The sequence below is a fragment of the Mesobacterium pallidum genome (assembly GCF_019966535.1).
GTDB lineage: Bacteria > Pseudomonadota > Alphaproteobacteria > Rhodobacterales > Rhodobacteraceae > Mesobacterium > Mesobacterium pallidum.
In genome coordinates, this window is record NZ_JAIMID010000009.1 from 142,012 (window position 1) to 163,269 (window position 21,258).

Sequence of the window (21,258 nt, forward strand, 5' to 3'; positions counted from 1 at the left end):
TTGGCGCAGCCAAGAGGGGGCAGACGGCCCCATCAGCCCGACCCACCAGGTATCATTCCGCCGGAGAAATCCGATACACGGCCCCCGCCTGCACGCTGAGGAACCAGAGCGTGCCGTCCGGCGCCTCGCGCACGTCGCGCACGCGGCCGGTCCAGGGGCCGTCCAGCCCCTCGAGCGGCTCCAGGCTCTCGCCATCGAGCCGCGCGATATAGTCGAATTTCAGCGAACCGACGAAGAAGTCACCCGCCCAGTCCGGCCAGAGCCTGCCGGAATAGATCGCCATCCCCGAGGGCGCGATCGAGGGGTCCCAGTAGTGGGCAGGCTGCTCCATGCCCGCCTTCTCGGTGCCCTCGCCGATGGCCATGCCGCTGTAGTGCCGGCCGTAGGAAATCACCGGCCAGCCGTAGTTGGCGCCGGCCTGAACGCGGTTCACCTCGTCCCCGCCGCGGGCGCCATGCTCATTGACCCAGAGCTGGCCCGCGGCGTCCAGGGCCGCGCCCTGCGGGTTGCGGTGGCCGTAGGACCAGATCTCGGGCAGAACGCCCGCCTGCCGGACAAAGGGGTTGTCCGCGGGCACCAACCCATCGCGGTTCACCCGGATCACCGTGCCATTGTGACGGCCGAGGTCCTGCGCGGCGGGGCGGTCGCCGCGCTCGCCGATGGTCAGGAACAGGTGCCCCTCGGGCCCCTCGACGATGCGCCCGCCGAAGTGGCGCCCGCCGGTGGAATCGGTCTCCATCACGAAGATCTCGCGCAGGTCCGTCAGCGACGCGCCTTCCAGTCGCGCCACCGCCAGCACCGTGCCCGCCCGGCCGCTGCCCAGGTCCTTGGCATAGCTCAGGAAGACCTCGCCAGAGCTGTCGAAATCGCGCGCCGGGATCGCGTCGAACAGCCCGCCCTGCCCGTTCGCGAAGACCTTCGGCACGCCCGAGACCGCCTGCCGCCCCGCGCCGTCGTAGCGCCAGAGCCGCCCGCCGCGCTCGGTCACCAGGAACGCTCCGCCGGGGAGAAAACCGATGGACCAGGGCTCGTTCAGCCGGTTCGCCATCTCGTCGACCTCGACCGCGACATCGCCGATCCGCGCGAGCTCCGCCCAAAGTGGCACGGCCGCGCAAAGGGCCGCGGCCATCATCGTCACTCGCATCGCTTGCATCGCGCTCTCCTTGTCTGGCCTGCGCAAAACACTAGCGCCGGGTGACGTCGCGGCCAGCCCCACTCACGCGGGATTGACGCGCAAGGCCCCTCTTTTCATTTGCCATTTCCCCGCCTAGGCTCTGGTCCAGGACCCAAGTCCAAACAGGGAGACTACAGACAATGAAAAACCTCCTCATGGCCACTGCGGCCACGGCTCTCATCGCCGGCGCGGCAAGCGCCGAAAGCCATGGTGGCGGCGAGGTGAAGATCGGCGTGATCCTCGGCTTCACCGGCCCCATCGAATCTCTGACCCCGCTGATGGCCGACTCGGCCGAGCTGGCGATCAAGGAGATCAACGACAGCGGCAAGTTCCTGGGCGGCATGATGCTGACCCCGGTACGCGCGGATTCGACCTGCGTCGACAGCGCCGCCGCCACGGCCGCCGCCGAACGCCTCGTCACCTCGGACGGTGTCGTGGCGATCATGGGCGCCGACTGCTCGGGCGTGACCGGCGCGGTGCTGGCCAACGTGGCCGTTCCGAACGGCGTGCCGATGATCTCGCCCTCGGCGACCTCGCCCGCGCTCTCGACGGCCGAGGACAATGGCCTCTTCTTCCGCACCGCCCCGTCGGACGCGCGCCAGGGCGAAGTGCTGGCCTCGATCCTGATGGACAAGGGCATCAAGGAAGTCGCCGTGACCTACCACAACTCGGATTACGGCAAGGGCCTGAGCGACAGCTTTGCGGCGTCGTTCGAGGGCATGGGCGGCACCATCACGCTGAACGCCCCGCACGAGGCGGACAAGGGCGACTACTCGGCCGAAGTCGGCGCGCTGGCCTCGGCCGGCGGCGAGGTGCTGGCGGTGCTGGGCTATGCCGACTCGGGCGGCAACGGCATCATCCAGACTGCGCTTGACCAGGGCGCCTTCGACACCTTCATGATGGGCGACGGCATGTATGCCGACAGCCTGATGGAAACGCTGGGCGCCGACATGGCGGGGTCGTTCGGCGCGGTGCCGTGGAGCCAGGGCGAGGGCGCCGAAGCCTTCACGCGCATCACCACCGAGGCCGGGATCAACGGCGAAAGCTCCTTCACCCGCGAAAGCTATGATGCGGCGGCGCTGATCGCGCTGGCGATGATGGCGGGCGGCGAAGCGACCTCGGAGGCCGTGGCGGCCAACGTCCTGGCCGTGGCCAACGCCCCGGGCGAGCCGATCCTGCCGGGCGAGCTGGGCAAGGCGCTCGAGATCCTCGCCTCGGGTGGTGACATCGACTACGTCGGCGCCACCAACGTGGAGCTGATCGGCCCTGGTGAGGCCGCCGGCAGCTACCGCGAATACGAGGTCAAGGACGGCGACTACTCGACCGTCCAGTTCCGCTAACTCGAGATCGGAGCGGCCGGGGTTTCCCCGGCCGTTTCCGTCGTTTGCGGAAGAACGTTCACGTGAAGGACATGCCATGATCCGGGTCGAGGCCCTGCACCGCCATTTCGGCGGTTTTCGCGCTGTAGACGGCGCCACGCTCGAGATCGCGCCGGGGTCGATCACCGGGTTGATCGGGCCGAACGGCGCGGGAAAATCCACGCTATTCAACGTGATCGCAGGCGTTCTTCCACCAACTTCCGGCCGTGTCACCATGGGCGGAGAGGACATCACGGGCCTGCCGCCGCACGAATTGTTCCACAAGGGACTGCTGCGCACCTTCCAGATCGCGCATGAATTCAGCTCGATGACCTGCCGCGAGAACCTGATGATGGTGCCGGGCGGCCAGTCGGGCGAGACGCTGTGGAACACCTGGTTCGGCCGCAAGCGTATCGCCGACGAGGAACGCGCGCTGAAGGCCAAGGCCGACGAGGTGCTCGAGTTCCTGACCATCAGCCATCTGGCCGATCACAAGGCCGGGCAGATCTCGGGCGGGCAGAAGAAGCTGCTCGAGCTGGGACGCACGATGATGGTCGATGCCCGGATCGTCTTTCTGGACGAGGTGGGCGCCGGCGTGAACCGGACTTTGCTGAACACCATCGGCGACGCGATCCGGCGGCTGAATGAAGAGCGCGGCTATACTTTCGTCGTCATCGAACATGACATGGATTTCATCGGGTCCCTGTGCGATCCCGTGATCTGCATGGCCGAGGGCAAGGTGCTGGCCGAAGGGACGCTCGAAGAGATCAAGGCCGACGAGCGGGTGATCGAGGCCTACCTGGGCACCGGGCTCAAGAACAAGGAGGCCGTGGGATGAGCTTTGCGCGCAGTTCCGAAAGAGGGGGCGCTGCCCCCGTCCGCCTGGGGCGGACTCCCCCGGAGTTTAGCTGGCAAAATGAAGCAGGGGATCGGTCGTGAGCGGCTCGGCTTACCAGGACGACCGGGGCAACAAGGACCGGTCGATCGCGAACCCGGACGGGCAAGGCTCGGCCGTGCCTGAGCATAAGGGCGGAACGCGACCGGCGCCGGGGGGGCCGTACCTCATTGGCGACAGCATGACCGGGGGCTACGGCAAGGGGCCGGACATCCTGCATGATTGCACGATCAGCGTCGAGAAGGGTGAGATCGCGGTGATCGTCGGCCCCAACGGCGCAGGCAAGTCCACGGCAATGAAGGCGGTCTTTGGCATGCTCGACCTGCGGGGTGGCGCGGTGCGCCTGGATGGTGAGGATATTTCCGACCTCTCGCCGCAGGACCGCGTGATCAAGGGCATGGGGTTCGTGCCGCAGACCCACAACATCTTTACCTCGATGAGCGTCGAGGAGAACCTCGAGATGGGCGCCTTCATCCGGCGTGACGATTTCCGGGACACCATGGCGCAGGTTTACGACCTGTTCCCGATCCTCAAGGAAAAGCGGCGCCAGCCGGCGGGCGAGCTCAGCGGCGGGCAACGCCAGCAGGTGGCCGTGGGCCGGGCGCTGATGACCCAGCCCAAGGTGCTGATGCTGGACGAACCGACCGCCGGGGTCAGCCCCATCGTGATGGACGAGCTCTTTGACCGGATCATCGAGGTGGCGCGCACCGGCCTGCCGATCCTGATGGTCGAACAGAACGCGCGCCAGGCGCTGGAGATCGCCGACAAGGGCTACGTGCTGGTGCAGGGCGCCAATGCCCATACCGGCACCGGCAAGGAGTTGCTGGCGGACGAACAGGTCCGGCGGAGTTTCCTGGGCGGATGACCGGGCGCGCGGGGGCATATGCGGGCCTTGCGCTCGGGGCGATCGCACTGGGGGCCGGTGCGGTTTTCTGGTCGGTCTGGTCGCGGGCGACCGAGGTCCGCGACTATCCCGCGCTGGCCTGCGACGTCCAGACGTACAGCTGCACCGATCCCACTTGCACCGAAGCCATGCCCGGCCAATTCATCCTTGTGCCCAAGGGCGATCACGACCGGGCGGCGCTGTGGTTGGGCACCCGGCCCACCAAGGTGTCGGTGCTGCGCGACGGCGACACGGTCACCTATACCAGCCGCGACGAGACCCATGGCGTGCTGGAGATCCGCCTCAACGGGCGCAACTTCACCGTCTTTGCCACGCCTGCCGCCGCGACCGAGGCCAAGGGCATCGGCGCCGGCACCTGCCGCGACACCACGACTGCAGAGGAACGCGCATGAGACACCTGGCCCTGGTCTTGCTATCCATCGCCGGCCCCGCCGCGGCCGAAGGCGCACGGGTGCGTTTCGACTGCTTGCAAGACCACATGTGCGCCCCCGATCAGCCCTGCCCGCAGGGCGGAGAGGCACTGGACATCGTGCTGGCCCCGCAGGACGTCGCCGCCGACGGCTCGGGCACCTTCCAGCTGACCACGGGCGGCGAGACCGTCCCTGCCCGCTCGGCCGGCGCCTTCGGGCCGTTCGTCTGGGGCCTGAACGGCGTTCAGCACACGCTGATCTACGACGGTGGGCGCGGGTCCAAGCCCGAAGCCTTCATGATCCTTCACCGCCAGCCGCCCGAGGGGCGCGGCCAGCTGACCCGATTCCTCTGCCGGACCGAATGATGAAACTTCTGATCGCCCTCGCCGCCCTGCCCATTCTCGCCACCTCTGCCATGGCGAATACCTTTTCGTGCAATTTCAACATGGAATGCTACGAGACCGAGACCTGCGCCGGGGCGGATTTCACCTTCGAGGTGGACACCGAGGGGCAGGAGATCCGCACCGATGCCGGCGATTTCAACGTGGTCGCAATCCGCGAACTGCGCGACGTGATCAACATCTTCGCCAACGATTCCAAGTCCACCTACCTGCTGACCGTGACCGAGGACGGCGCGCGGTTCACCGCGCAAATCGAGGACGGGCCGCAGGTGGTGACCTACCACGGCACTTGCGAGGGGGCCTTCTGATGGACCTTCTGAACGCCTTCGTCGCGCTGGCGAACTTCGTCCTGATCCCCGCCATCGCCTATGGCAGCCAGTTGGCGCTTGGCGCGCTGGGGGTGACGCTGGTCTACGGCATCCTGCGCTTTTCCAACTTTGCCCATGGCGAGACGATGGCCTTTGGCACCATGGTCACGATCCTGCTGACCTGGTGGATCCAGTCGATGGGGTTCAGCCTTGGCCCCCTGCCCACGGCCCTGTTGGCCCTGCCCTTCGGCATCGCGCTGACGGCGCTCTTCGTGCTGGGGACCGACCGGGTGGTCTACCGCTTTTACCGGGTGCAGAAGGCCAAGCCGGTGATCCTGGTGATCGTGTCCATGGGCGTGATGTTCGTCATGAACGGCCTCATCCGGATCGTGATCGGCCCCGATGACCAGCGCTTTGCCGATGGCGAGCGGTTCCTGGTGAGCGCCCGAACGTTCAAGGAAATGACCGGCCTCGAGGAAGGGCTGGCGATCCGCTCGACCCAGGCGATCACGCTGGCGACGGCCATCGTGGTCGTGATCGCGCTGTTCTGGTTCCTGAACCGCACGCGCACGGGCAAGTCGATGCGCGCCTATTCCGACAACGAGGACCTGGCGCTGCTGTCGGGCATCAACCCCGAACGGGTGGTGCTGGTCACATGGCTGATCGTGGCGGCGCTCGCGACCATCGCCGGCACGCTTTACGGGCTCGACAAGAGCTTCAAGCCCTTCATCTACGTGCAGCTGCTGCTGCCGGTCTTTGCCAGCGCCATCGTCGGCGGGCTCGGCTCGCCGCTGGGCGCCATCGCGGGTGGGTTCCTGATCGCCTTTTCCGAGGTGACGGTCACCTATGCCTGGAAAAAGGTGCTGGGCTACGCGCTGCCCGAAAGCCTGGAACCCGAGGGGCTCGTGCAGCTCCTGTCCACCGATTACAAGTTCGCGGTGAGCTTCGCGATCCTCGTCATTGTCCTGCTGTTCCGCCCGACGGGCCTGTTCCGGGGGAAATCCGTATGAGAGCCGCCCTTCTCTTTGCCGCCGTCGCCGCGCTGATCCTCGTCACCGGGTTCGTGCAAAGCTGGAACACGGCGCTGCTGATCCTCAACATGGGACTGGTGAGCGCGGTGATGAGCCTTGGCGTGAACCTGCAATGGGGCTTTGCGGGGCTCTTCAACGTCGGGATCATGGGCTTTGTCGCCGTGGGCGGGCTGGCGGTCGTGCTGACCTCGATGCCGCCAGTGCCCGAGGCCTGGGGCGCAGGCGGCACGCGCCTGATCGGCGCGCTCGCCTTCGGCGCGGGGCTGATCGCCACCGCCATCCTGCTTTGGAAACGGATGCCCAAGGGGCGGAACCGCGGGCTGGCGCTGACCGCACTGATGATCGTGGGTTTCTTCGTTTACCGCTGGATCCTCGATCCGGCCGTCGACGCGGTCGAGGCGGTGGACCCGGCCGCCACGGGCTACCTGGGCGGGCTTGGCCTGCCGGTGCTGCTGGCCTGGCCCATCGGCGGGCTTATGGCCGCGGGCGTCGCCTGGGTGATCGGCAAGACCGCGCTGGGGCTGCGCTCGGACTACCTGGCCATCGCGACGCTGGGCATCGCCGAAATCCTGATCGCCATCATCAAGAACGAGGACTGGCTGGCGCGCGGCGTCAAGAACGTGATCGGCCTGCCCCGCCCGGTCCCTTACGAGGTCGACCTGCAGGCCGACCCGGCCTTTGTCGAGCGCGCGGCAGGCTTCGGCCTCGATGCCGTCACCGCCTCGACCTACACGGTCAAGCTGGGCTATGGTGTGCTGTTTGCCATCGTGCTGGTGATCCTGCTGGTGCTGGCGCAGCTGGCGCTGCATTCGCCCTGGGGCCGCATGATGCGCGCGATCCGCGACAACGAGGTCGCGGCCGAGGCCATGGGCAAGGACGTCACGCGCAGGCACCTGCAGATCTTCATCCTCGGCTCGGCGATCTGCGGGATTGCGGGCGCGATGATGACCACGCTCGATGGGCAGCTGACGCCGGGGACCTACCAGCCGCTGCGCTACACATTCCTCGTTTGGGTCATGGTGATCGTCGGCGGCTCGGGCAACAATTTCGGCGCGGTGCTGGGCGGCTTCCTGATCTGGTTCCTCTGGGTGCAGGTCGAACCCATGGGCCAGGCATTGATGAGCGTCATCACGGCCGGCATGGCGGACGGATCGGCGCTCAAGGCCCACCTGCTCGACTCGGTCGCACATATGCGGCTGCTGACCATGGGGCTGGTGCTGCTGCTGGTGCTGCGCTTTTCCCCGCGCGGTCTGATCCCGGAGCGGTGACATGGCCTATGACGAAGGCCTGGCCCAGCTGATCCGCGACGACCTGACCGAGCTGGACGGGGTGAGCGAAGAGAAGATGTTCGGCGGCCTCTGCTTCCTGCGCCACGGCCACATGCTGGGCGGGGTGACGCGCGACGGCGCCATGTTCCGCGTCGGCAAGCCGTCCGAAGCGGCCGCCCGCGCGATCGAGGGCGCGGGGCCGATGACCTTCACCGGTCGGCCCATGGGCGGAATGATCGAGGTGACGGCCGACGCGCTCGCAGATGACACCCGCCGCGGGCAATGGCTGGCGATGGCGCTGGACCACGCCGCCAGCCTGCCACCGAAATAGCCTCTCTTGCCGCGCGGGCCGCGACGCGGTAATCCCTGCCGGACCCCGCAAAGGACCGAAAGACCATGGCCCAAGACGAGCGCCCCGGCCTCTACCTCATCACGCCGGCCGAGATCGAGCTGTCGACCTTCTCCGACCGGCTGAAAGCCGTGCTCGACGCCGAAGAGGTCGCCTGCCTGCGCATCGCGCTGGCCTCGCGCGACGAGGACCGGCTGGGCCGCGCCGCGGACCAGCTGCGCGACATCGCCCATGCCCGGGACGTGGCCATCGTGATCGACGATCACCTGGGCCTGGCCGAACGGCACGGGCTCGACGGCGTTCACCTGACCACTGGCGGCAAGGGCGTGCGCTATGCCCGCAAGGAACTGGGTCCGGACGCCATCGTCGGCGCCTTCTGCGGCGCCTCGCGGCACGACGGCATGAGCGCCGGCGAAGCGGGCAGCGACTACGTCGCCTTCGGCCCGCTGTCAGGTGCGGCCCTTGGCGACGGCACGCTCGCCGACGAAGAGCTGTTCCACTGGTGGTCCGAGCTGATCGAGCTGCCCGTGGTGGCCGAAGGCGGGCTCGACGTGGACATGGTCCGCTCGCTCGCCCCCTACACCGATTTCTTTGCCCTCGGCGACGAGATCTGGGGCACCGAGGATCCGCTTGCCGCCCTGCGCCGCTTCACGGCCGTGATGGGCTAGGCCCCGCCCCTGCTTTCACTTTTCTGAAAATACTCCGGGGTCCGGGGCAGCGCCCCGGTCCGACGGTCCGGCTTTGGCCGAGGTGGCACTGCGGGGGCCAGCCCGTCGCCATTGTCTCTTGGACCAATGGCGACGGGCTGGCCCCCGGAGTTTGTTGGCAAGTGAAGAGGATCAGGCTGCGCTGCGGCGCCAGTCGTCCAGCGCCGGGTTGTCGCTGGGCTCGATGGTTTGCAGCGTGAGCGCGGCGTCGGTCGTGGTCTGCGCCGCGCCCGGGCTGTCGAAGCGCAGGCTGCGCAGGGCCTCGACGTTCTCGACCATGGTGGGCACGGCGGCCATGGTCGTGGCGATCTCGCGCTGGAACTCCTGCCCCTTCACCTGGTGACGCGCGCCGAAATAGAAGCTGACGATGGCGCCAAGCAGCCACCACAGGGGTTCGGGCACCAGCGCGATCCCCTGCATCCGTTCGGCGAACCACAGCGGCGAAACCATGGCCGACACGAACAGCGCCAGAGTTCCCAGCGCCATGGCCGGTCGCGGCACGCGGTTCAGCGCATCCATGAGCCGGTCAAAGAGACCCCGGCGCGGCACGGCGAATTCCGCCCCGAACTGCGCCAGAGCTGCGGCGCGCAGCTCGGCCTCGCGCTTGGCCTGGCCCTCGGCATTGACGCGGAAGACCTCGGCCGTCTCGGCCACCACGTTGCGACCATCGCCGAAGACGGTCGACAGCAGACGTCCGATCAGCCCCATGCCGCGACCCTCCGGGCAAACTCCGCGTCGCTCATGTGATAGCGCGGGCTGATGAATTCCTCGGCCCGGCGGATCCAGCCGCCCTTGCCGCCGGCGCGGGTGCGGGCGTATTTGCGCGAGGCGGGCCGGGCATCGGCAAGGCCGAAATAGTAGTTCCGCCGGGCGATCCCGTAGGCATCGGCGATGTGATCCGGCGCGGCCTCACAGGCGCGCTGCGCGGCGGCGGCCGTCTGCGGGCCGATGACGCCATCGACGGTCACCTCCTGCCGCATCTGCACCAGCAGGCGTTGCAGGATCTTCACAGCGTTGGCCCCGGCGTTGACATACATGTCGAAAACGGAGGCCTGCAGCACCTGCGGCAGGCGCGCGATCCCGGGCCGGGTGAAGTAATGGTCGATGAAGATCTCGACGGCCTGGTCGCGGGTCAGGCGCCGCACGTCCGTCGCATCGACCCGACCGTTGCCGTCCAGGTCAAGCCCCAGCCGGCGCATGGTGTGAATGGTGACCCCGTAATTCGTCGCCCCGCCCGGATCGTGCGGGTCGTTGACGTAGCCACCCTCGCGGGCGACGATCTCTGCGGCGATATCGCGGACGTTGTGCATGTCGCACCCCTGCTGCTGCTGCTCATGATCGCAAAAGCTGGCAGCAAGGGGTTAAGCGGGCGCAGGTTGCTCGTCACGCAAGGTGTTGCGCGGGGGTCAGGAGCCGGTGTCCGCTTCCTTGTAGACGCCCTGTTCCTTGAGCGCGTCGATGACCTCTTTCGGCATGTAGGTCTCGTCGTGTTTGGCAAGGATTTCCGAGGCTTCGAAGACGCCGTTGATGTAGCGCCCGGTGCCGACCATGCCCTGGTTTTCCTCGAAGAGGTCGGGCAGGATGCCTTCGAAGGTCACCGGCACCGAGGCGCCGCCATCGGTCACGCTGAACGAAACCACATGGCCCTGGCCGCGACGCAGCGAGCCTTCCTCGACCAGCCCGCCGATGCGGAAGGTCTCGTTCGCCGAGGGCGGTTCGGCCAGCACCTGGCTGGGCGAGCGGAAGAAGTTGATGCCGTCGCGCATGGCATAGCCGATCAGCCCCGTTGCGAGGATCAGGGCGAAGACGGTGACAAAGATCACCTGGATCCGGCGGGTCTTTTTCAGCGACTTCATGGCACGGCCTCCGACATTCTGTAAACGCGATGTAATCATCCGCGGCGCGATTGCAACGGGATCATATCGCCGCAGGCGAGGCCGTCCAATGCGCCTTTGGTCAGGCTTTCTCGAACGTGATCTCGCGGCGCAGGAACCGGGTGGCTCCGCCCGACACGCGCTTAGGGTCGCCCGTGGTCAGGAACTTGGAATTGTCGCCGGCCCCGCGCTTGTCCGGGTGACGTTCCAGGTAGTCGGCCAGGCTGTCGGCCACGAGCCGCGGCTGGGAAAAGACCTCGACATCCGGGCCAAGCGCGTCCTGGAAGATCTCCTCCATCAGCGGGTAATGGGTGCAGCCGAGCACGGCCGCCTCAGGCTTTGGCATCTTGCGTTTCAGCGCGTCGACATGGCTGCGCACGAGGGCTTCGGCGAGGATCATGTCGCCCTCTTCGATCGCGTCGACCACCCCGCCGCAGGCCTGCGCCTCGACATCGACGCCGATGGCGCGGAAGGCCAGTTCGCGCTGGAAAGCGCGGCTGCTGACCGTCGCCGGCGTGGCGAACAACGCGACGTTCTGCACGGCCACCTGCCGCGGCGGGGAATTGTCGCCCCACTGGCGTTCGGTCAACGCCTCGATCAGCGGCACGAAGACGCCCAGCACGCGCTTGTCGCGGGGCACCCAGGATTCCTGCATACGGCGCAGCGCAGCGGCGCTGGCGGTGTTGCAGGCCAGGATCACCAGGTCGCAGCCTTCGTCGAACAGGCGCTGCACGGCGGCCGTGGTCAGGTCGTAGATGTCATCAGCATCCCGCACGCCATAAGGCGCGTGGGCGTTGTCGCCGAAATAGACCACCGGCAGGTCCGGCAGGCGCTTGGTCACGGCGTCGAGCACGGTCAAACCGCCCAGGCCGGAATCGAAAATACCAACTGACATGAGGCGCTTAGTGCTTTCCGAGCTTTTCGTGTTTTTCTTCGAACTCGAAACCGTACCCGAGGTGAACGAGGGGCTTCGGGGAAAGCTCATACGTCGATTTGCGCAGGAAATCCATCAATTCCCGCGTGTCCCGGGCGCGTGCGGCAATTTCGTCCGGCGGGATCGGTGCGCCGATGGCCAAGCTGACCGGCGTGCCGACGCGTGCGCGGAATTCACGGATCAGGAGCCCCATGCGCAGCGTCGTGTGCAGGTGGCTGGCCAGTTGGAACATGCGGCTGGTGTGGCCGTCGAAATAGACCGGCACGACCGTGGCGCCGGACCGCGCGATCATCCGCGCCGTGAACCCGCGCCACCCGGGATCGAGCGGGTGCGAAAAGGGAGTGGCGGCGGTCGAAACGGTGCCGCCGGGAAAGACACCCACCGCGCCGCCGGCCTGCAGGTAGTCAAGCGCCAGGCGCCGCGTCTCGAGGTTCGTCGCGACGGCCGCGCGCGTCTCGTCGAAGGCGATGGGCAGGATCACGCGGGCAAGGTCGTCGGACTTGCGAAACACCTGGTGCGCAAGGATGCGGAAATCGCCGCGCGTCGCGGACAGCAGATGCCCCAGCACCAGCCCGTCGAGGATGCCGTAGGGGTGGTTCGCGATCACCACCAGCGGGCCGTCGCGCGGGATCATGTCCAGCGAGCCTGAAATCAGCTCGAGCGACAGACGGTAGCGTTCGACCATCACCTGCCAGAAATCCCGCCCCTCGCCCACTTCGAGGTCGTAGCCCCTCGCCTTGCGGATCAGGCCGATGCGGCCGGTGGCATTCTCCATCAGCTTGATCAGGGTACGGCCGCCGCGGGTGGCAGCCGAATGGGCGTAAGAGATATCGCGGGCGACGTGGCGGGTCATGGTCTATGGCCGTGCAAGGGGCGCCGGCGGGCGGCGCCCCTGCCTATGAAACACGGGCGTGACAGAGATATGACAGGCTTGGCTATTGCGCGGCCTTCGCCTGCTGTTCGCCGCCGGCGCGGATCACGGCCAGCAGTTCTTCGCGCCGCTTGGCGGCTTTCGCCTCGTTTGCCTCCTTCACCGGCCCGTATCCCTTGATCTGCAAGGGCAATTTGGCAAGCGCCACGATCGGGTCGCGGGTCGCGTCGGTGAGCCTGGGCAGCACCTCGGCCATGTCCGCCTCGTATTGTGTGATCAGCGCCCGCTCCATCCTGCGCTCGGCCGAGCGCCCGAAGGGATCAAGCGGCGTGCCGCGCAGGCCCTTCATCCTGGCCAGGACCTTGAGCATCCGCCCCATGCCTTCGCCGAACTGGCGCTTGACCGGGCGGCCGTCGGGGCCGGTCTTGCTGAGGATCGGCGGCGCCATGTGGTAGGACATCTTGAAATCCCCCTCAAAGACCTCGCCGGCCTTCTCGCGCGTGTCGAGCAGCAGCCGCGCCACCTCGTATTCGTCCTTGTAGGACAAGAGCTTGTGATAGCCGAGCGCCACGGCTTCGCGGACCTCGGCATCCGCGATCCCGTCCACCAGCTTGCGGTAGCGTTTCGCCAGTCGCTTGGACTGGTAGGCGGTCAGGTGTTCGGCGCGGAAGGCGATCCGATCCTCCAGCGTCTTCGGCAGCGCGACCACCTTGGGCGCGGCCATGCGCGCCGCCTCTTCGGGGTGCAGGACGGCCCAGCGGCCGATTTCGAAGGCGCGCAGGTTGCGCTCGACGGCCGCACCGTTCAGGCGGATCGCCTCCTGGATCGCTTCGCGCGACAGCGGGACAAGGCCCTTCTGCCAGGCCGCGCCAAAGATCATCATGTTGGAAAAGATCGAATCGCCCATGACGGCCCGCGCCAGTTCGCTGGCGTCGAACAGGGTCACCCGGTCGCGCAGCCGGGCCTGCAGCGACAGCTCGAGTTGCGCGCTCGGGATGCGGAACTCGGTGTTGCGGGTGAAATCGCCGGTGACGATCTCGTGGTTATTGACCACCGCGCCCGTGCGGCCCGAGGCGGTCAGGCCCAGCGTCTTGGCCCCGGCGCTGACCACCAGATCGCCGCCGATCAGCGCGTCCGCCTCGCCCGTCGCGACCCGGATAGCACTGATATCGCAGGGGGAATTAGCCAGACGGCAATGGATATGCACCGCGCCGCCCTTCTGGGCAAGGCCCGCCATCTCCATCATGCCTGCACCCTTGCCGTCGATCTGGGCGGCCTGGGCCAGCACCGCGCCGATGGTCACGACGCCCGTGCCGCCAACCCCGGTGATGACCACGTTCCAGGTGCCGTCGATCTGCGGCAGCGCCGGTTCCACCATGTCCGGCAGGTCCAGCTGAGCGGTTTCCGACTTCTTCACCTTGGCGCCTTCGAGCGTCACGAAGGACGGACAGAAGCCCTTGAGGCAGGAAAAATCCCTGTTGCAGGCCGATTGGTCGATGGCGCGCTTGCGGCCCAGTTCGGTTTCCTCGGGGACGATGGCGACGCAGTTCGACTGCACGCCGCAATCGCCGCAGCCTTCACAGACATCGGTGTTGATAAAGACGCGCTTGTCCGGGTCCGGGAAGGTGCCGCGCTTGCGGCGGCGGCGTTTTTCGGCCGCGCAGGTCTGCAGGTAGAGGATGGCCGTGGTGCCCTCGTACTGCGCGAACTTGCGCTGAACGGCGTCCATCTCGGCCCGCTCATGAACTTCAAGACCGGAGGGGAAGTTATTGAGATCAATATCCTCTTTCTCGTCATAGACCAGCGCCACATGCGGCAGTCCGATGGCCAGAAGCTCGCGCGCGATGCGCGGGGCGGTCAGCCCCCCGTCATTGCCCTGCCCGCCTGTCATGGCGACCGCGTCGTTGTAAAGCAGCTTGTAGGTGATGCGCGTGCCGGCCGCATGGGCCGCGCGGATCGCCTGGATGCCCGAGTGGTTGTAGGTCCCGTCGCCGAGGTTCTGGAAGACATGCGGGGTCGTCGAGAACGGCGCCTCGCCGATCCAGTTCGCGCCTTCGGCCCCCATGTGGGTAAAGCCCAGCGTCTCGCGGTCCATCCATTGCGCCATGTAGTGACAGCCGATCCCGGCATAGGCGCGGCTGCCCTCGGGCACCTTGGTCGAGGTGTTGTGCGGGCAGCCGGCGCAGAAATACGGCACCCGCGCCGCGAGGTCCTGCGCATTGTCGGCGCGGCGCGCCTCGGCCAGCTGCGCCATGCCGGCGCGGATGCCGTCGGTCTCGCGGCCTTCCTCGCAGAGGATCGTGCCCAGCCGCTCGGCGATCATTACCGGATCCAGCGCGGACTTGGTCTGGAACAGCTCGGGCCCGTGCATGGACCCTGCCCCGCCACCCTTGTGCCAGCCATAGACCCGGCGGCCGCGACGGTCGTCAAAGATCGCCTCCTTGACCTGCACCTCGATCAGCTTGCGCTTTTCCTCGACCACCACGATCAACTCGAGCCCCTCGGCCCAGTCGTGAAAGCCCTGCATGTCTATCGGCCAGACCTGCCCCACCTTGTAGGTGGTGATGCCCAGCCGCTCGGCCTCGGCCTCGTCGATATTGAGCAGGCTCAGCGCGTGAACGAGGTCCAGCCAGTTCTTGCCCGCCGCGACGAAACCGATCTTTGCGCCCGGCTTGCCCCAGACGCGGTGGTTGATCTTGTTGGCATGGGCGAAGGCTTCGGCCGCGAAGCGCTTGTGGTCGATCATCCGCGCCTCCTGCAGGTGCGGCGTGTCCTGCAGCCGGATGTTCAAGCCCCCGTCGGGCATGGGAAAATCGGGCTGAACCACGTTCATCCGATCCGGGCTGCCATCGACCACGGCCGTGGTTTCGATGGTATCCTTCATGGTCTTCAGCCCGACCCAGAGGCCGGAAAAGCGGCTCAGCGCCCAGCCGTAGATGCCGTAGTCGAGGATCTCCTGCACGCCCGCGGGGGACACGATCGGCATGTAGGCATCGACCAGCGCCCATTCGGACTGGTGCAGCACGGTCGAGCTTTCGCCGGTGTGATCATCGCCCATGGCAACCAGCACGCCGCCATGCGCCGACGTCCCGGCCATGTTGGCATGGCGGAAGGCATCGCCCGTCCGGTCCACGCCCGGCCCCTTGCCGTACCAAAGCCCGAAGACCCCGTCATACTTGCCCTCACCGCGCAGCTCGGCCTGCTGCGCACCCCACAAAGCTGTCGCCGCGAGGTCTTCGTTCAGACCGGGCTGAAAGCGGATGTCATGCTCGGTCAGCAGCTTTTCGGCGCGCTGCATCTGCATGTCGACGGAGCCCAGCGGCGAGCCGCGATACCCGGTGCACAGCCCGGCCGTGTTCAGCCCGGCCTGTCGGTCGCGTTCCTTCTGCATCAACATGAGACGCACCAGCGCCTGGGTTCCGGTCAGCAGCACCGGCGATTTCGTCAGATCGAAGCGGTCCTGCAACGAGACGGCCTGTAGGGTCATGCGGTCTCCTCCTCTGTGCTCCAGCTTGCCCAAGGAACGGGCAGATGTGTAGCTCTGTCGTGATAATAGGTCGCAATTGCTGACCTGTATAGAGTGCGGAGATCAATTTTCCGGTAAGAGATTGGTGACCTTCGCCCGCCATGCTGTATGTAAAGGCGCGAGCAGGACGAAACGGATGGCAAAATGGACTGGGACAAGCTCAGAATCTTCCACGCGGTCGCGGACGCGGGCAGCCTGACCCATGCGGGTGAGGCGCTGCACCTGTCGCAATCGGCGGTCAGCCGCCAGATCCGCGCGCTCGAGGAATCGCTGAACACCACCCTGTTCCACCGCCATGCCCGCGGGCTGATCCTGACCGAGCAGGGCGAATTGCTGTTCGATGCCACGGCCGCCATGTCCAAGCGACTCGAGGCGGCATCGGCGCGCATCAAGGACAGCGAAGAAGAGGTGTTCGGCGAGTTGCGCGTCACCACGACCATTGCCTTCGGCTCGCTCTGGCTGGCCCCGCGCCTGCCCAAGCTCTACGAGAAATACCCCGACCTCAACATCGACCTCATGCTCGAAGAACGCGTGCTGGACCTGCCCATGCGCGAGGCCGATGTCGCCATCCGCATGAAGGAACCCAGCCAGGCGGACCTGATCCGCCGCCGCCTGATGTCCGTGCGCATGCGCCTTTACGCCTCGCCCGATTACATCCGCGCAAAGGGCCTTCCCGAACGGCTCGAGGACATGGGCAATCACCGTCTGATCTGCCAGAGCCCCAGCTCGACCCAGGTCAGTGCGGGCGCCAGCCTCGTGGCCGAGTTGATGACCTATGACGTGCATTCGCTGCTGACCGTGAACAATTACTTCGGCGTGCTTCAAGGCGTGCTCAACGATCTCGGCATCGGCGTGTTGCCCGATTACCTGGTCGAGGATTTCCCCGACCTGCTGCGCGTGCTGCCCAATGTCGAATCGAACGAGGTGCCCGTCTTCCTCGCCTTCCCCGAGGAGCTGCGCGCCTCGAAGCGAGTCGCCGCGTTCCGGGATTTCGTGACCGAAGAGATCATGGATCACCGGCGCAAGCTGCGCGACGAAGCGGCCGTGGCCTGACCGCGAATCGCTATTGAAACCGGCAGGCGTGCGCTAACATGCTGCAATACCTACCTATTGGTGTGCGATATGCGCAACACGCATGGCCGTTATGCTGCGTCTGCGGCATGAAAAGTCTTGATCGTACGCGGACTGCTCACTAATTCATCCCTTGAAGGCGGCGACGCTTCGCGCTTGCCCCTTCACCTCCCTGTTGGACTACGGCCGAGCTTAGTGCTCGGCCTTTTTTTTTGGCCATCGGCGGTAGTCAACCGCCCGCATTGATGCAATCTTCGTGGATTGCGGGGACCGGAGGGACAGATGACCGACCAGCACGAGATGACCTGCGACTGCGGCCGGACCCGATGGCAGATCGACGGCGCCCAGCCGGGCCGTGTGGTGACGTGCTACTGCGCCGATTGCCAAGCCTATGCCAAGCATCTTGGCGCCGCTGGCTACCTCGACAGCGCGGGCGGGACCAAGCTGCGGCAGACCATCCCGGTGGCGATCTCCTTTCCCGATGGGACGGACCGGGTCGGGCTGACCCGACTTGGCCCCAGGGGGCTGTTCCGCTGGCACACCACCTGCTGCAACACGCCCATCGCCAACACCCTGCCGAAGCCGGGATTTCCCTTTGTCGGCGCGGTGTTGCGTCCCGAGGACGACAGCTTTGGCCGGACCCGCGCGCAGGTGCAGACCAAGGCCGCCCGGCGCCCCGTCAAGGAACGCGGGATGCTTGGTGCCGTCGCGACGCTCTTTGCCCGCGCGGCCCAGGCAAAGCTGTCCGGCCGCAGTGCCAGCCCGTTCTTCACCGCCGGCGGTGCGCCCATCGCGCCCCCGACCGTGCTGACACTCGAGGAACGCGCGGCCGCGACACCGCGCTGAAGCCGCGCGGCCCCTTCCCCCCAAGTCCTGCATGGCTTAAAGAGCGGCCAAGCCGACATTGGGGGTACATGGGATGCAAGAACCAGCCATCACCGAAGAGCTGATCGCAAGCCACGGGCTGAAGCCCGACGAATACGCGCGGATCCTCGAGATCATCGGCCGCGAGCCGACCTTTACCGAGCTCGGCATCTTTTCCGCCATGTGGAATGAACATTGTTCCTACAAGTCCTCCAAGAAATGGCTGCGCACCCTGCCGACCGAGGGGCCTCAGGTGATCTGCGGGCCGGGCGAGAATGCGGGCGTGGTCGACATCGGCGACGGCCAGGCCGTGGTCTTCAAGATGGAGAGCCACAACCACCCGTCGTATATCGAGCCCTACCAGGGCGCGGCGACCGGCGTGGGCGGCATCCTGCGCGACGTCTTCACCATGGGCGCGCGGCCCATTGCGGCGATGAACTCGCTGTCCTTCGGTGAGCAGGCGCACCCCAAGACCCGCCAGCTGGTGCATGGCGTGGTCGAAGGCATCGGCGGCTACGGCAACTGCTTTGGCGTGCCCACGGTCGGTGGTGAGGTCCGGTTCGACCCCGCCTATAACGGCAACTGCCTGGTCAACGCCTTCGCCGCCGGCCTCGCCGACAGCGACAAGATCTTCTACTCGGCCGCCAGCGGCGTCGGCATGCCCGTTGTCTACCTGGGCGCGAAAACCGGCCGCGACGGCGTCGGCGGCGCGACCATGGCCTCGGCCGAGTTCGACGAGAGCATCGAGGAAAAGCGCCCCACCGTGCAGGTCGGGGACCCCTTCACCGAAAAGCGCCTGATGGAGGCGACGCTCGAGCTGATGCAGACCGGGGCCGTGATCTCGATCCAGGACATGGGCGCGGCTGGTCTCACCTGCTCGGCCGTCGAGATGGGCGACAAAGGCGGTCTGGGCATCAAGTTGCAGCTCGACGACGTGCCGCAGCGCGAGGCGAACATGACCGCCTACGAGATGATGCTGTCCGAAAGCCAGGAGCGGATGCTCATGGTGCTGAAGCCCGAAAAAGAGGCCGAGGCGCGGGCGGTGTTCGAAAAGTGGGACCTCGATTTCGCCATCGTGGGCGAGACGATCCCCGAGGACCGGTTCCTCATCCTGCACGGCAACGAGATCAAGGCCGACCTGCCGCTGGCGACCCTGTCTGGCTCTGCTCCGGAATACGATCGCCCCTGGGTCGAGACCCCGGCGGTGGAGCCGCTGGACGCCGCCTCGATCCCCACGGTGGATGCCATCGACGCGCTGAAGGCGCTGGTGTCTTCGGTCAACTACTGTTCGCGCCAATGGGTGTGGGAGCAATATGACCACATGGTCATGGCCGACACGGTCAATGCGCCGGGCCGCGGCGCCGGCATCGTCCGCGTGCATGGCACGGGCAAGTCGCTGGCCTTCACCAGCGACGTGACCCCGCGCTACGTCAAGGCCAACCCGGTCGAGGGCGGCAAGCAGGCCGTGGCCGAGGCCTTCCGCAACCTCTGCGCGGTGGGCGCCAAGCCCTTGGCCACGACCGACAACCTGAACTTCGGCAACCCCGAAAAGCCCGAGATCATGGGCCAGTTCGTGGGCGCCATCAAGGGCATCGGCGCCGCAGTCGCCGCGCTCGATACGCCCATCGTCTCCGGCAACGTGTCGCTGTATAACGAGACCGACGGTCAGGGCATCCTGCCGACCCCGACGATCTGCGCCGTGGGCCTGATCGCCGCGGGCGAAGAACCGATCCTGGGCACCGCGCGCGACGGCCATGTCGCCCTGCTGATCGGCGACACGGTCGGGCACCTGGGCCAGTCGGCCCTGCTGGCCGAGGTCTTCAACCGTGTCGAGGGCGACGCGCCCCATGTCGACCTTGCCGCCGAGCGGCGCAACGGCGATTTCATCCGCGACAACCGCGAGTTCATCAAGGCCTGCACCGACCTCAGCGACGGCGGCCTTGCGCTCGCCGCCTTCGAGATGGCCGAGGCCGGCGGCGTCGGCGTGCAGCTCGACGACACCGACATGCGCCAGCTCTGGGGCGAAGACCAGGCGCGCTACCTCGTCGCCTGCAGCTTTGACCAGGCCGAGGCGCTGATGGTCAATGCCGGCAAGGCGGGCGTGCCGATCCGCAGTGTCGGCAAGTTCACCGGCGACAGCGTCAAGATCGCCGGCAGCGAAGCGCCGCTCTCCGAGCTGTCGTCGCTGTACCGCGGGGCCTTTGCCGGCGCCTTCGCCTGACCGCACGAACCGTCGAAACGAAAAGATCCGGGGCCAGCCGCCCCGGATCTTTTTTCTTGCGCCATAGACCCAAGGTCAGCTCGGCGGCAGGTACCCGTGCTTCAGCGTCAGACCGGACATGCCGTGGTAGCGCTCGATCCCGTCGTTGAACGCCTGCACGACGCCCTTGGGGTAATGCCGCCGCAGGATCGCCTCGACCCGGATCAGCACGTCCTCGGGGATGGGCTGCGCCACGCTCCAGGGCAGGTAGAAGCCGCGCGACAGCGCAAGGCCGATACGCGCAAGCTGCGGCGGACGCTTGATGGCGAACATGTTGCCGGCGAACTTGCGGGTCCGCAGCCCCTCGACCTTGGACGGGTCCACGAGGCTGTTGAAGGTCACGAGGTCGCGCTGCGGCACCTGATCGAACAGCATCTTGGGGCCGATGGCCAGCTTGTTGGTCTTGTCGATATACATCATCAGGTCGTGCTGCGCGAGCAGCCCGCCCGGCCGCACGTAGGGCATGACGCAGAGCGTGTCGATCAGCGGCCAGGGGTGCTGGTGGCTGGCATCGATGAAGCAGAAGTCGATCGGCCTGGCTGGATCCCAGCTCTCGCCCACGTCCACGGCGGTGTGGCCGCGGTGGATGTCGACGACCGTCTTCGACTGCTGCGCGATCTCGTCGACCAGGTAGCCGACCTTCTTGGACGGATCGACGTAGTAATTTTGCGCAAGGTCATAGCTGTCGATGCGCCCGCCGCCGATCGAGTCGAGCATGAGAGACATCAGCGCGGTGGACATGCCCGAGGCGCAGCCGATCTCGACCACCTGCTTGGGCTTGTCCCGCTGGATGATGGCATTGATGAATGTCAGGTCGAACCCGTCAACGGCGCCCATTCCGCCATTCCAACGCTCATTGAACGATTTCTTCGCTCGCATCGGCAGATCAAAAGCCATGGGTCTCTCCTTGATTCGGCAGAAATGTTACCCGTCGAATAGCGCAGCCATATCCGGATGGCACCCACAACTTGCCGTCGAGGCCGCTCGGGGCGGCGCCTGCGTTCCCGCGCCGCACCGCTATTGCCCAGAGTTCGGGCGCGCGCCCCCGCGAAC

At 66.7% G+C, this 21,258-nt stretch carries 21 protein-coding genes; 13 read left to right on the forward strand and 8 right to left on the reverse strand.

Going from position 1 to position 21,258, the window contains the following annotated elements; translation table 11 throughout:
• Window positions 1-52: 52 nt before the first annotated feature.
• Complete coding sequence (locus tag MF270_RS14615; RefSeq protein WP_238366637.1) at window positions 53-1,153, reverse strand: PQQ-dependent sugar dehydrogenase; 1,101 nt, start codon at window positions 1,151-1,153, stop codon at window positions 53-55.
• A gap of 161 nt (window positions 1,154-1,314) precedes the next feature.
• Between MF270_RS14615 and MF270_RS14620 the strand changes: the two genes are divergently transcribed.
• From MF270_RS14620 to MF270_RS14665, 10 genes are all read left to right on the forward strand, one after another.
• Window positions 1,315-2,514: an ABC transporter substrate-binding protein gene (locus tag MF270_RS14620; protein WP_238366638.1), complete on the forward strand. Its 1,200-nt coding sequence runs from the start codon at window positions 1,315-1,317 to the stop codon at window positions 2,512-2,514.
• A 76-nt stretch (window positions 2,515-2,590) separates the two neighbouring features.
• Window positions 2,591-3,370: an ABC transporter ATP-binding protein gene (locus MF270_RS14625; RefSeq protein WP_238366639.1), complete on the forward strand. Its 780-nt coding sequence runs from the start codon at window positions 2,591-2,593 to the stop codon at window positions 3,368-3,370.
• A 97-nt stretch (window positions 3,371-3,467) separates the two neighbouring features.
• Window positions 3,468-4,292 carry an ABC transporter ATP-binding protein gene (locus MF270_RS14630; protein ID WP_238366640.1) on the forward strand — a complete coding sequence of 275 codons (825 nt, stop codon included), beginning with the start codon at window positions 3,468-3,470 and terminating at the stop codon, window positions 4,290-4,292.
• Entirely contained in the window at window positions 4,289-4,723 is a 435-nt protein-coding gene (locus MF270_RS14635) for a hypothetical protein (RefSeq protein ID WP_238366641.1), read from the forward strand. The genes MF270_RS14630 and MF270_RS14635 overlap by 4 nt, the downstream gene beginning before the upstream one ends.
• Window positions 4,720-5,106, forward strand: a complete 387-nt coding sequence (locus tag MF270_RS14640) for a hypothetical protein (protein WP_238366642.1) — start codon at window positions 4,720-4,722, stop codon at window positions 5,104-5,106. Before MF270_RS14635 ends, MF270_RS14640 begins: the two co-directional genes overlap by 4 nt.
• Window positions 5,106-5,450 carry a hypothetical protein gene (locus MF270_RS14645; RefSeq protein WP_238366643.1) on the forward strand — a complete coding sequence of 115 codons (345 nt, stop codon included), beginning with the start codon at window positions 5,106-5,108 and terminating at the stop codon, window positions 5,448-5,450. The genes MF270_RS14640 and MF270_RS14645 overlap by 1 nt, the downstream gene beginning before the upstream one ends.
• Window positions 5,450-6,460, forward strand: a complete 1,011-nt coding sequence (locus MF270_RS14650; RefSeq protein ID WP_238366644.1) for a branched-chain amino acid ABC transporter permease — start codon at window positions 5,450-5,452, stop codon at window positions 6,458-6,460. The genes MF270_RS14645 and MF270_RS14650 overlap by 1 nt, the downstream gene beginning before the upstream one ends.
• Window positions 6,457-7,749 carry a branched-chain amino acid ABC transporter permease gene (locus MF270_RS14655; protein WP_238366645.1) on the forward strand — a complete coding sequence of 431 codons (1,293 nt, stop codon included), beginning with the start codon at window positions 6,457-6,459 and terminating at the stop codon, window positions 7,747-7,749. The genes MF270_RS14650 and MF270_RS14655 overlap by 4 nt, the downstream gene beginning before the upstream one ends.
• Window position 7,750: 1 nt before the next feature.
• Entirely contained in the window at window positions 7,751-8,080 is a 330-nt protein-coding gene (locus MF270_RS14660) for a TfoX/Sxy family protein (protein ID WP_238366646.1), read from the forward strand.
• A 65-nt stretch (window positions 8,081-8,145) separates the two neighbouring features.
• The gene (locus tag MF270_RS14665; protein ID WP_238366647.1) at window positions 8,146-8,766 is read left to right on the forward strand and encodes a thiamine phosphate synthase; all 621 of its coding nucleotides are present in this window, start codon (window positions 8,146-8,148) and stop codon (window positions 8,764-8,766) included.
• A gap of 171 nt (window positions 8,767-8,937) precedes the next feature.
• Here the strand turns inward: MF270_RS14665 and MF270_RS14670 are convergent, their stop codons facing one another.
• From MF270_RS14670 to MF270_RS14695, 6 genes are all read right to left on the reverse strand, one after another.
• On the reverse strand, window positions 8,938-9,513 hold the full coding sequence (locus MF270_RS14670; protein WP_238366648.1) for a holin family protein: 576 nt from the start codon (window positions 9,511-9,513) through the stop codon (window positions 8,938-8,940).
• The gene (locus MF270_RS14675; RefSeq protein WP_238366649.1) at window positions 9,504-10,115 is read right to left on the reverse strand and encodes a holin-associated N-acetylmuramidase; all 612 of its coding nucleotides are present in this window, start codon (window positions 10,113-10,115) and stop codon (window positions 9,504-9,506) included. Before MF270_RS14675 ends, MF270_RS14670 begins: the two co-directional genes overlap by 10 nt.
• Before the next feature lie 96 nt (window positions 10,116-10,211).
• A complete protein-coding gene (gene ccmE / locus MF270_RS14680) occupies window positions 10,212-10,661 on the reverse strand; it encodes a cytochrome c maturation protein CcmE (protein ID WP_238366650.1) in 450 nt (149 codons plus the stop codon).
• 100 nt (window positions 10,662-10,761) lie between these two features.
• Complete coding sequence (murI, locus tag MF270_RS14685; protein WP_238366651.1) at window positions 10,762-11,574, reverse strand: glutamate racemase; 813 nt, start codon at window positions 11,572-11,574, stop codon at window positions 10,762-10,764.
• 7 nt (window positions 11,575-11,581) lie between these two features.
• A complete protein-coding gene (locus tag MF270_RS14690) occupies window positions 11,582-12,466 on the reverse strand; it encodes a lysophospholipid acyltransferase family protein (protein WP_238366652.1) in 885 nt (294 codons plus the stop codon).
• 82 nt (window positions 12,467-12,548) lie between these two features.
• Window positions 12,549-15,971: an indolepyruvate ferredoxin oxidoreductase family protein gene (locus MF270_RS14695; RefSeq protein ID WP_238366653.1), complete on the reverse strand. Its 3,423-nt coding sequence runs from the start codon at window positions 15,969-15,971 to the stop codon at window positions 12,549-12,551.
• A gap of 183 nt (window positions 15,972-16,154) precedes the next feature.
• Here MF270_RS14695 and MF270_RS14700 point away from each other — a divergent pair, with 183 nt between their 5' ends.
• From MF270_RS14700 to purL, 3 genes are all read left to right on the forward strand, one after another.
• Complete coding sequence (locus MF270_RS14700; RefSeq protein WP_238366654.1) at window positions 16,155-17,063, forward strand: LysR family transcriptional regulator; 909 nt, start codon at window positions 16,155-16,157, stop codon at window positions 17,061-17,063.
• A gap of 300 nt (window positions 17,064-17,363) precedes the next feature.
• Window positions 17,364-17,927: a DUF6151 family protein gene (locus MF270_RS14705; RefSeq protein WP_238366655.1), complete on the forward strand. Its 564-nt coding sequence runs from the start codon at window positions 17,364-17,366 to the stop codon at window positions 17,925-17,927.
• Between the two features lie 73 nt (window positions 17,928-18,000).
• Entirely contained in the window at window positions 18,001-20,166 is a 2,166-nt protein-coding gene (purL, locus tag MF270_RS14710) for a phosphoribosylformylglycinamidine synthase subunit PurL (RefSeq protein WP_238366656.1), read from the forward strand.
• A gap of 75 nt (window positions 20,167-20,241) precedes the next feature.
• Here purL and MF270_RS14715 read toward each other — a convergent pair whose 3' ends face one another.
• Window positions 20,242-21,102 (reverse strand): class I SAM-dependent methyltransferase, encoded by an 861-nt coding sequence (locus MF270_RS14715; protein ID WP_238366657.1) that lies wholly within the window; start codon window positions 21,100-21,102, stop codon window positions 20,242-20,244.
• Window positions 21,103-21,258: the final 156 nt, after the last annotated feature.

Coding starts and splice junctions, on each gene's coding strand:
- MF270_RS14615 (WP_238366637.1), bottom strand. CDS start 1,153: ATGCAAGCGATGCGAGTGACGATGATGGCCGCGGCCCTTTGCGCGGCC.
- MF270_RS14620 (WP_238366638.1), top strand. CDS start 1,315: ATGAAAAACCTCCTCATGGCCACTGCGGCCACGGCTCTCATCGCCGGC.
- MF270_RS14625 (WP_238366639.1), top strand. CDS start 2,591: ATGATCCGGGTCGAGGCCCTGCACCGCCATTTCGGCGGTTTTCGCGCT.
- MF270_RS14635 (WP_238366641.1), top strand. CDS start 4,289: ATGACCGGGCGCGCGGGGGCATATGCGGGCCTTGCGCTCGGGGCGATC.
- MF270_RS14640 (WP_238366642.1), top strand. CDS start 4,720: ATGAGACACCTGGCCCTGGTCTTGCTATCCATCGCCGGCCCCGCCGCG.
- MF270_RS14645 (WP_238366643.1), top strand. CDS start 5,106: ATGAAACTTCTGATCGCCCTCGCCGCCCTGCCCATTCTCGCCACCTCT.
- MF270_RS14650 (WP_238366644.1), top strand. CDS start 5,450: ATGGACCTTCTGAACGCCTTCGTCGCGCTGGCGAACTTCGTCCTGATC.
- MF270_RS14655 (WP_238366645.1), top strand. CDS start 6,457: ATGAGAGCCGCCCTTCTCTTTGCCGCCGTCGCCGCGCTGATCCTCGTC.
- MF270_RS14660 (WP_238366646.1), top strand. CDS start 7,751: ATGGCCTATGACGAAGGCCTGGCCCAGCTGATCCGCGACGACCTGACC.
- MF270_RS14665 (WP_238366647.1), top strand. CDS start 8,146: ATGGCCCAAGACGAGCGCCCCGGCCTCTACCTCATCACGCCGGCCGAG.
- MF270_RS14670 (WP_238366648.1), bottom strand. CDS start 9,513: ATGGGGCTGATCGGACGTCTGCTGTCGACCGTCTTCGGCGATGGTCGC.
- MF270_RS14675 (WP_238366649.1), bottom strand. CDS start 10,115: ATGCACAACGTCCGCGATATCGCCGCAGAGATCGTCGCCCGCGAGGGT.
- ccmE (WP_238366650.1), bottom strand. CDS start 10,661: ATGAAGTCGCTGAAAAAGACCCGCCGGATCCAGGTGATCTTTGTCACC.
- murI (WP_238366651.1), bottom strand. CDS start 11,574: ATGTCAGTTGGTATTTTCGATTCCGGCCTGGGCGGTTTGACCGTGCTC.
- MF270_RS14690 (WP_238366652.1), bottom strand. CDS start 12,466: ATGACCCGCCACGTCGCCCGCGATATCTCTTACGCCCATTCGGCTGCC.
- MF270_RS14695 (WP_238366653.1), bottom strand. CDS start 15,971: ATGACCCTACAGGCCGTCTCGTTGCAGGACCGCTTCGATCTGACGAAA.
- MF270_RS14700 (WP_238366654.1), top strand. CDS start 16,155: ATGGACTGGGACAAGCTCAGAATCTTCCACGCGGTCGCGGACGCGGGC.
- MF270_RS14705 (WP_238366655.1), top strand. CDS start 17,364: ATGACCGACCAGCACGAGATGACCTGCGACTGCGGCCGGACCCGATGG.
- purL (WP_238366656.1), top strand. CDS start 18,001: ATGCAAGAACCAGCCATCACCGAAGAGCTGATCGCAAGCCACGGGCTG.
- MF270_RS14715 (WP_238366657.1), bottom strand. CDS start 21,102: ATGGCTTTTGATCTGCCGATGCGAGCGAAGAAATCGTTCAATGAGCGT.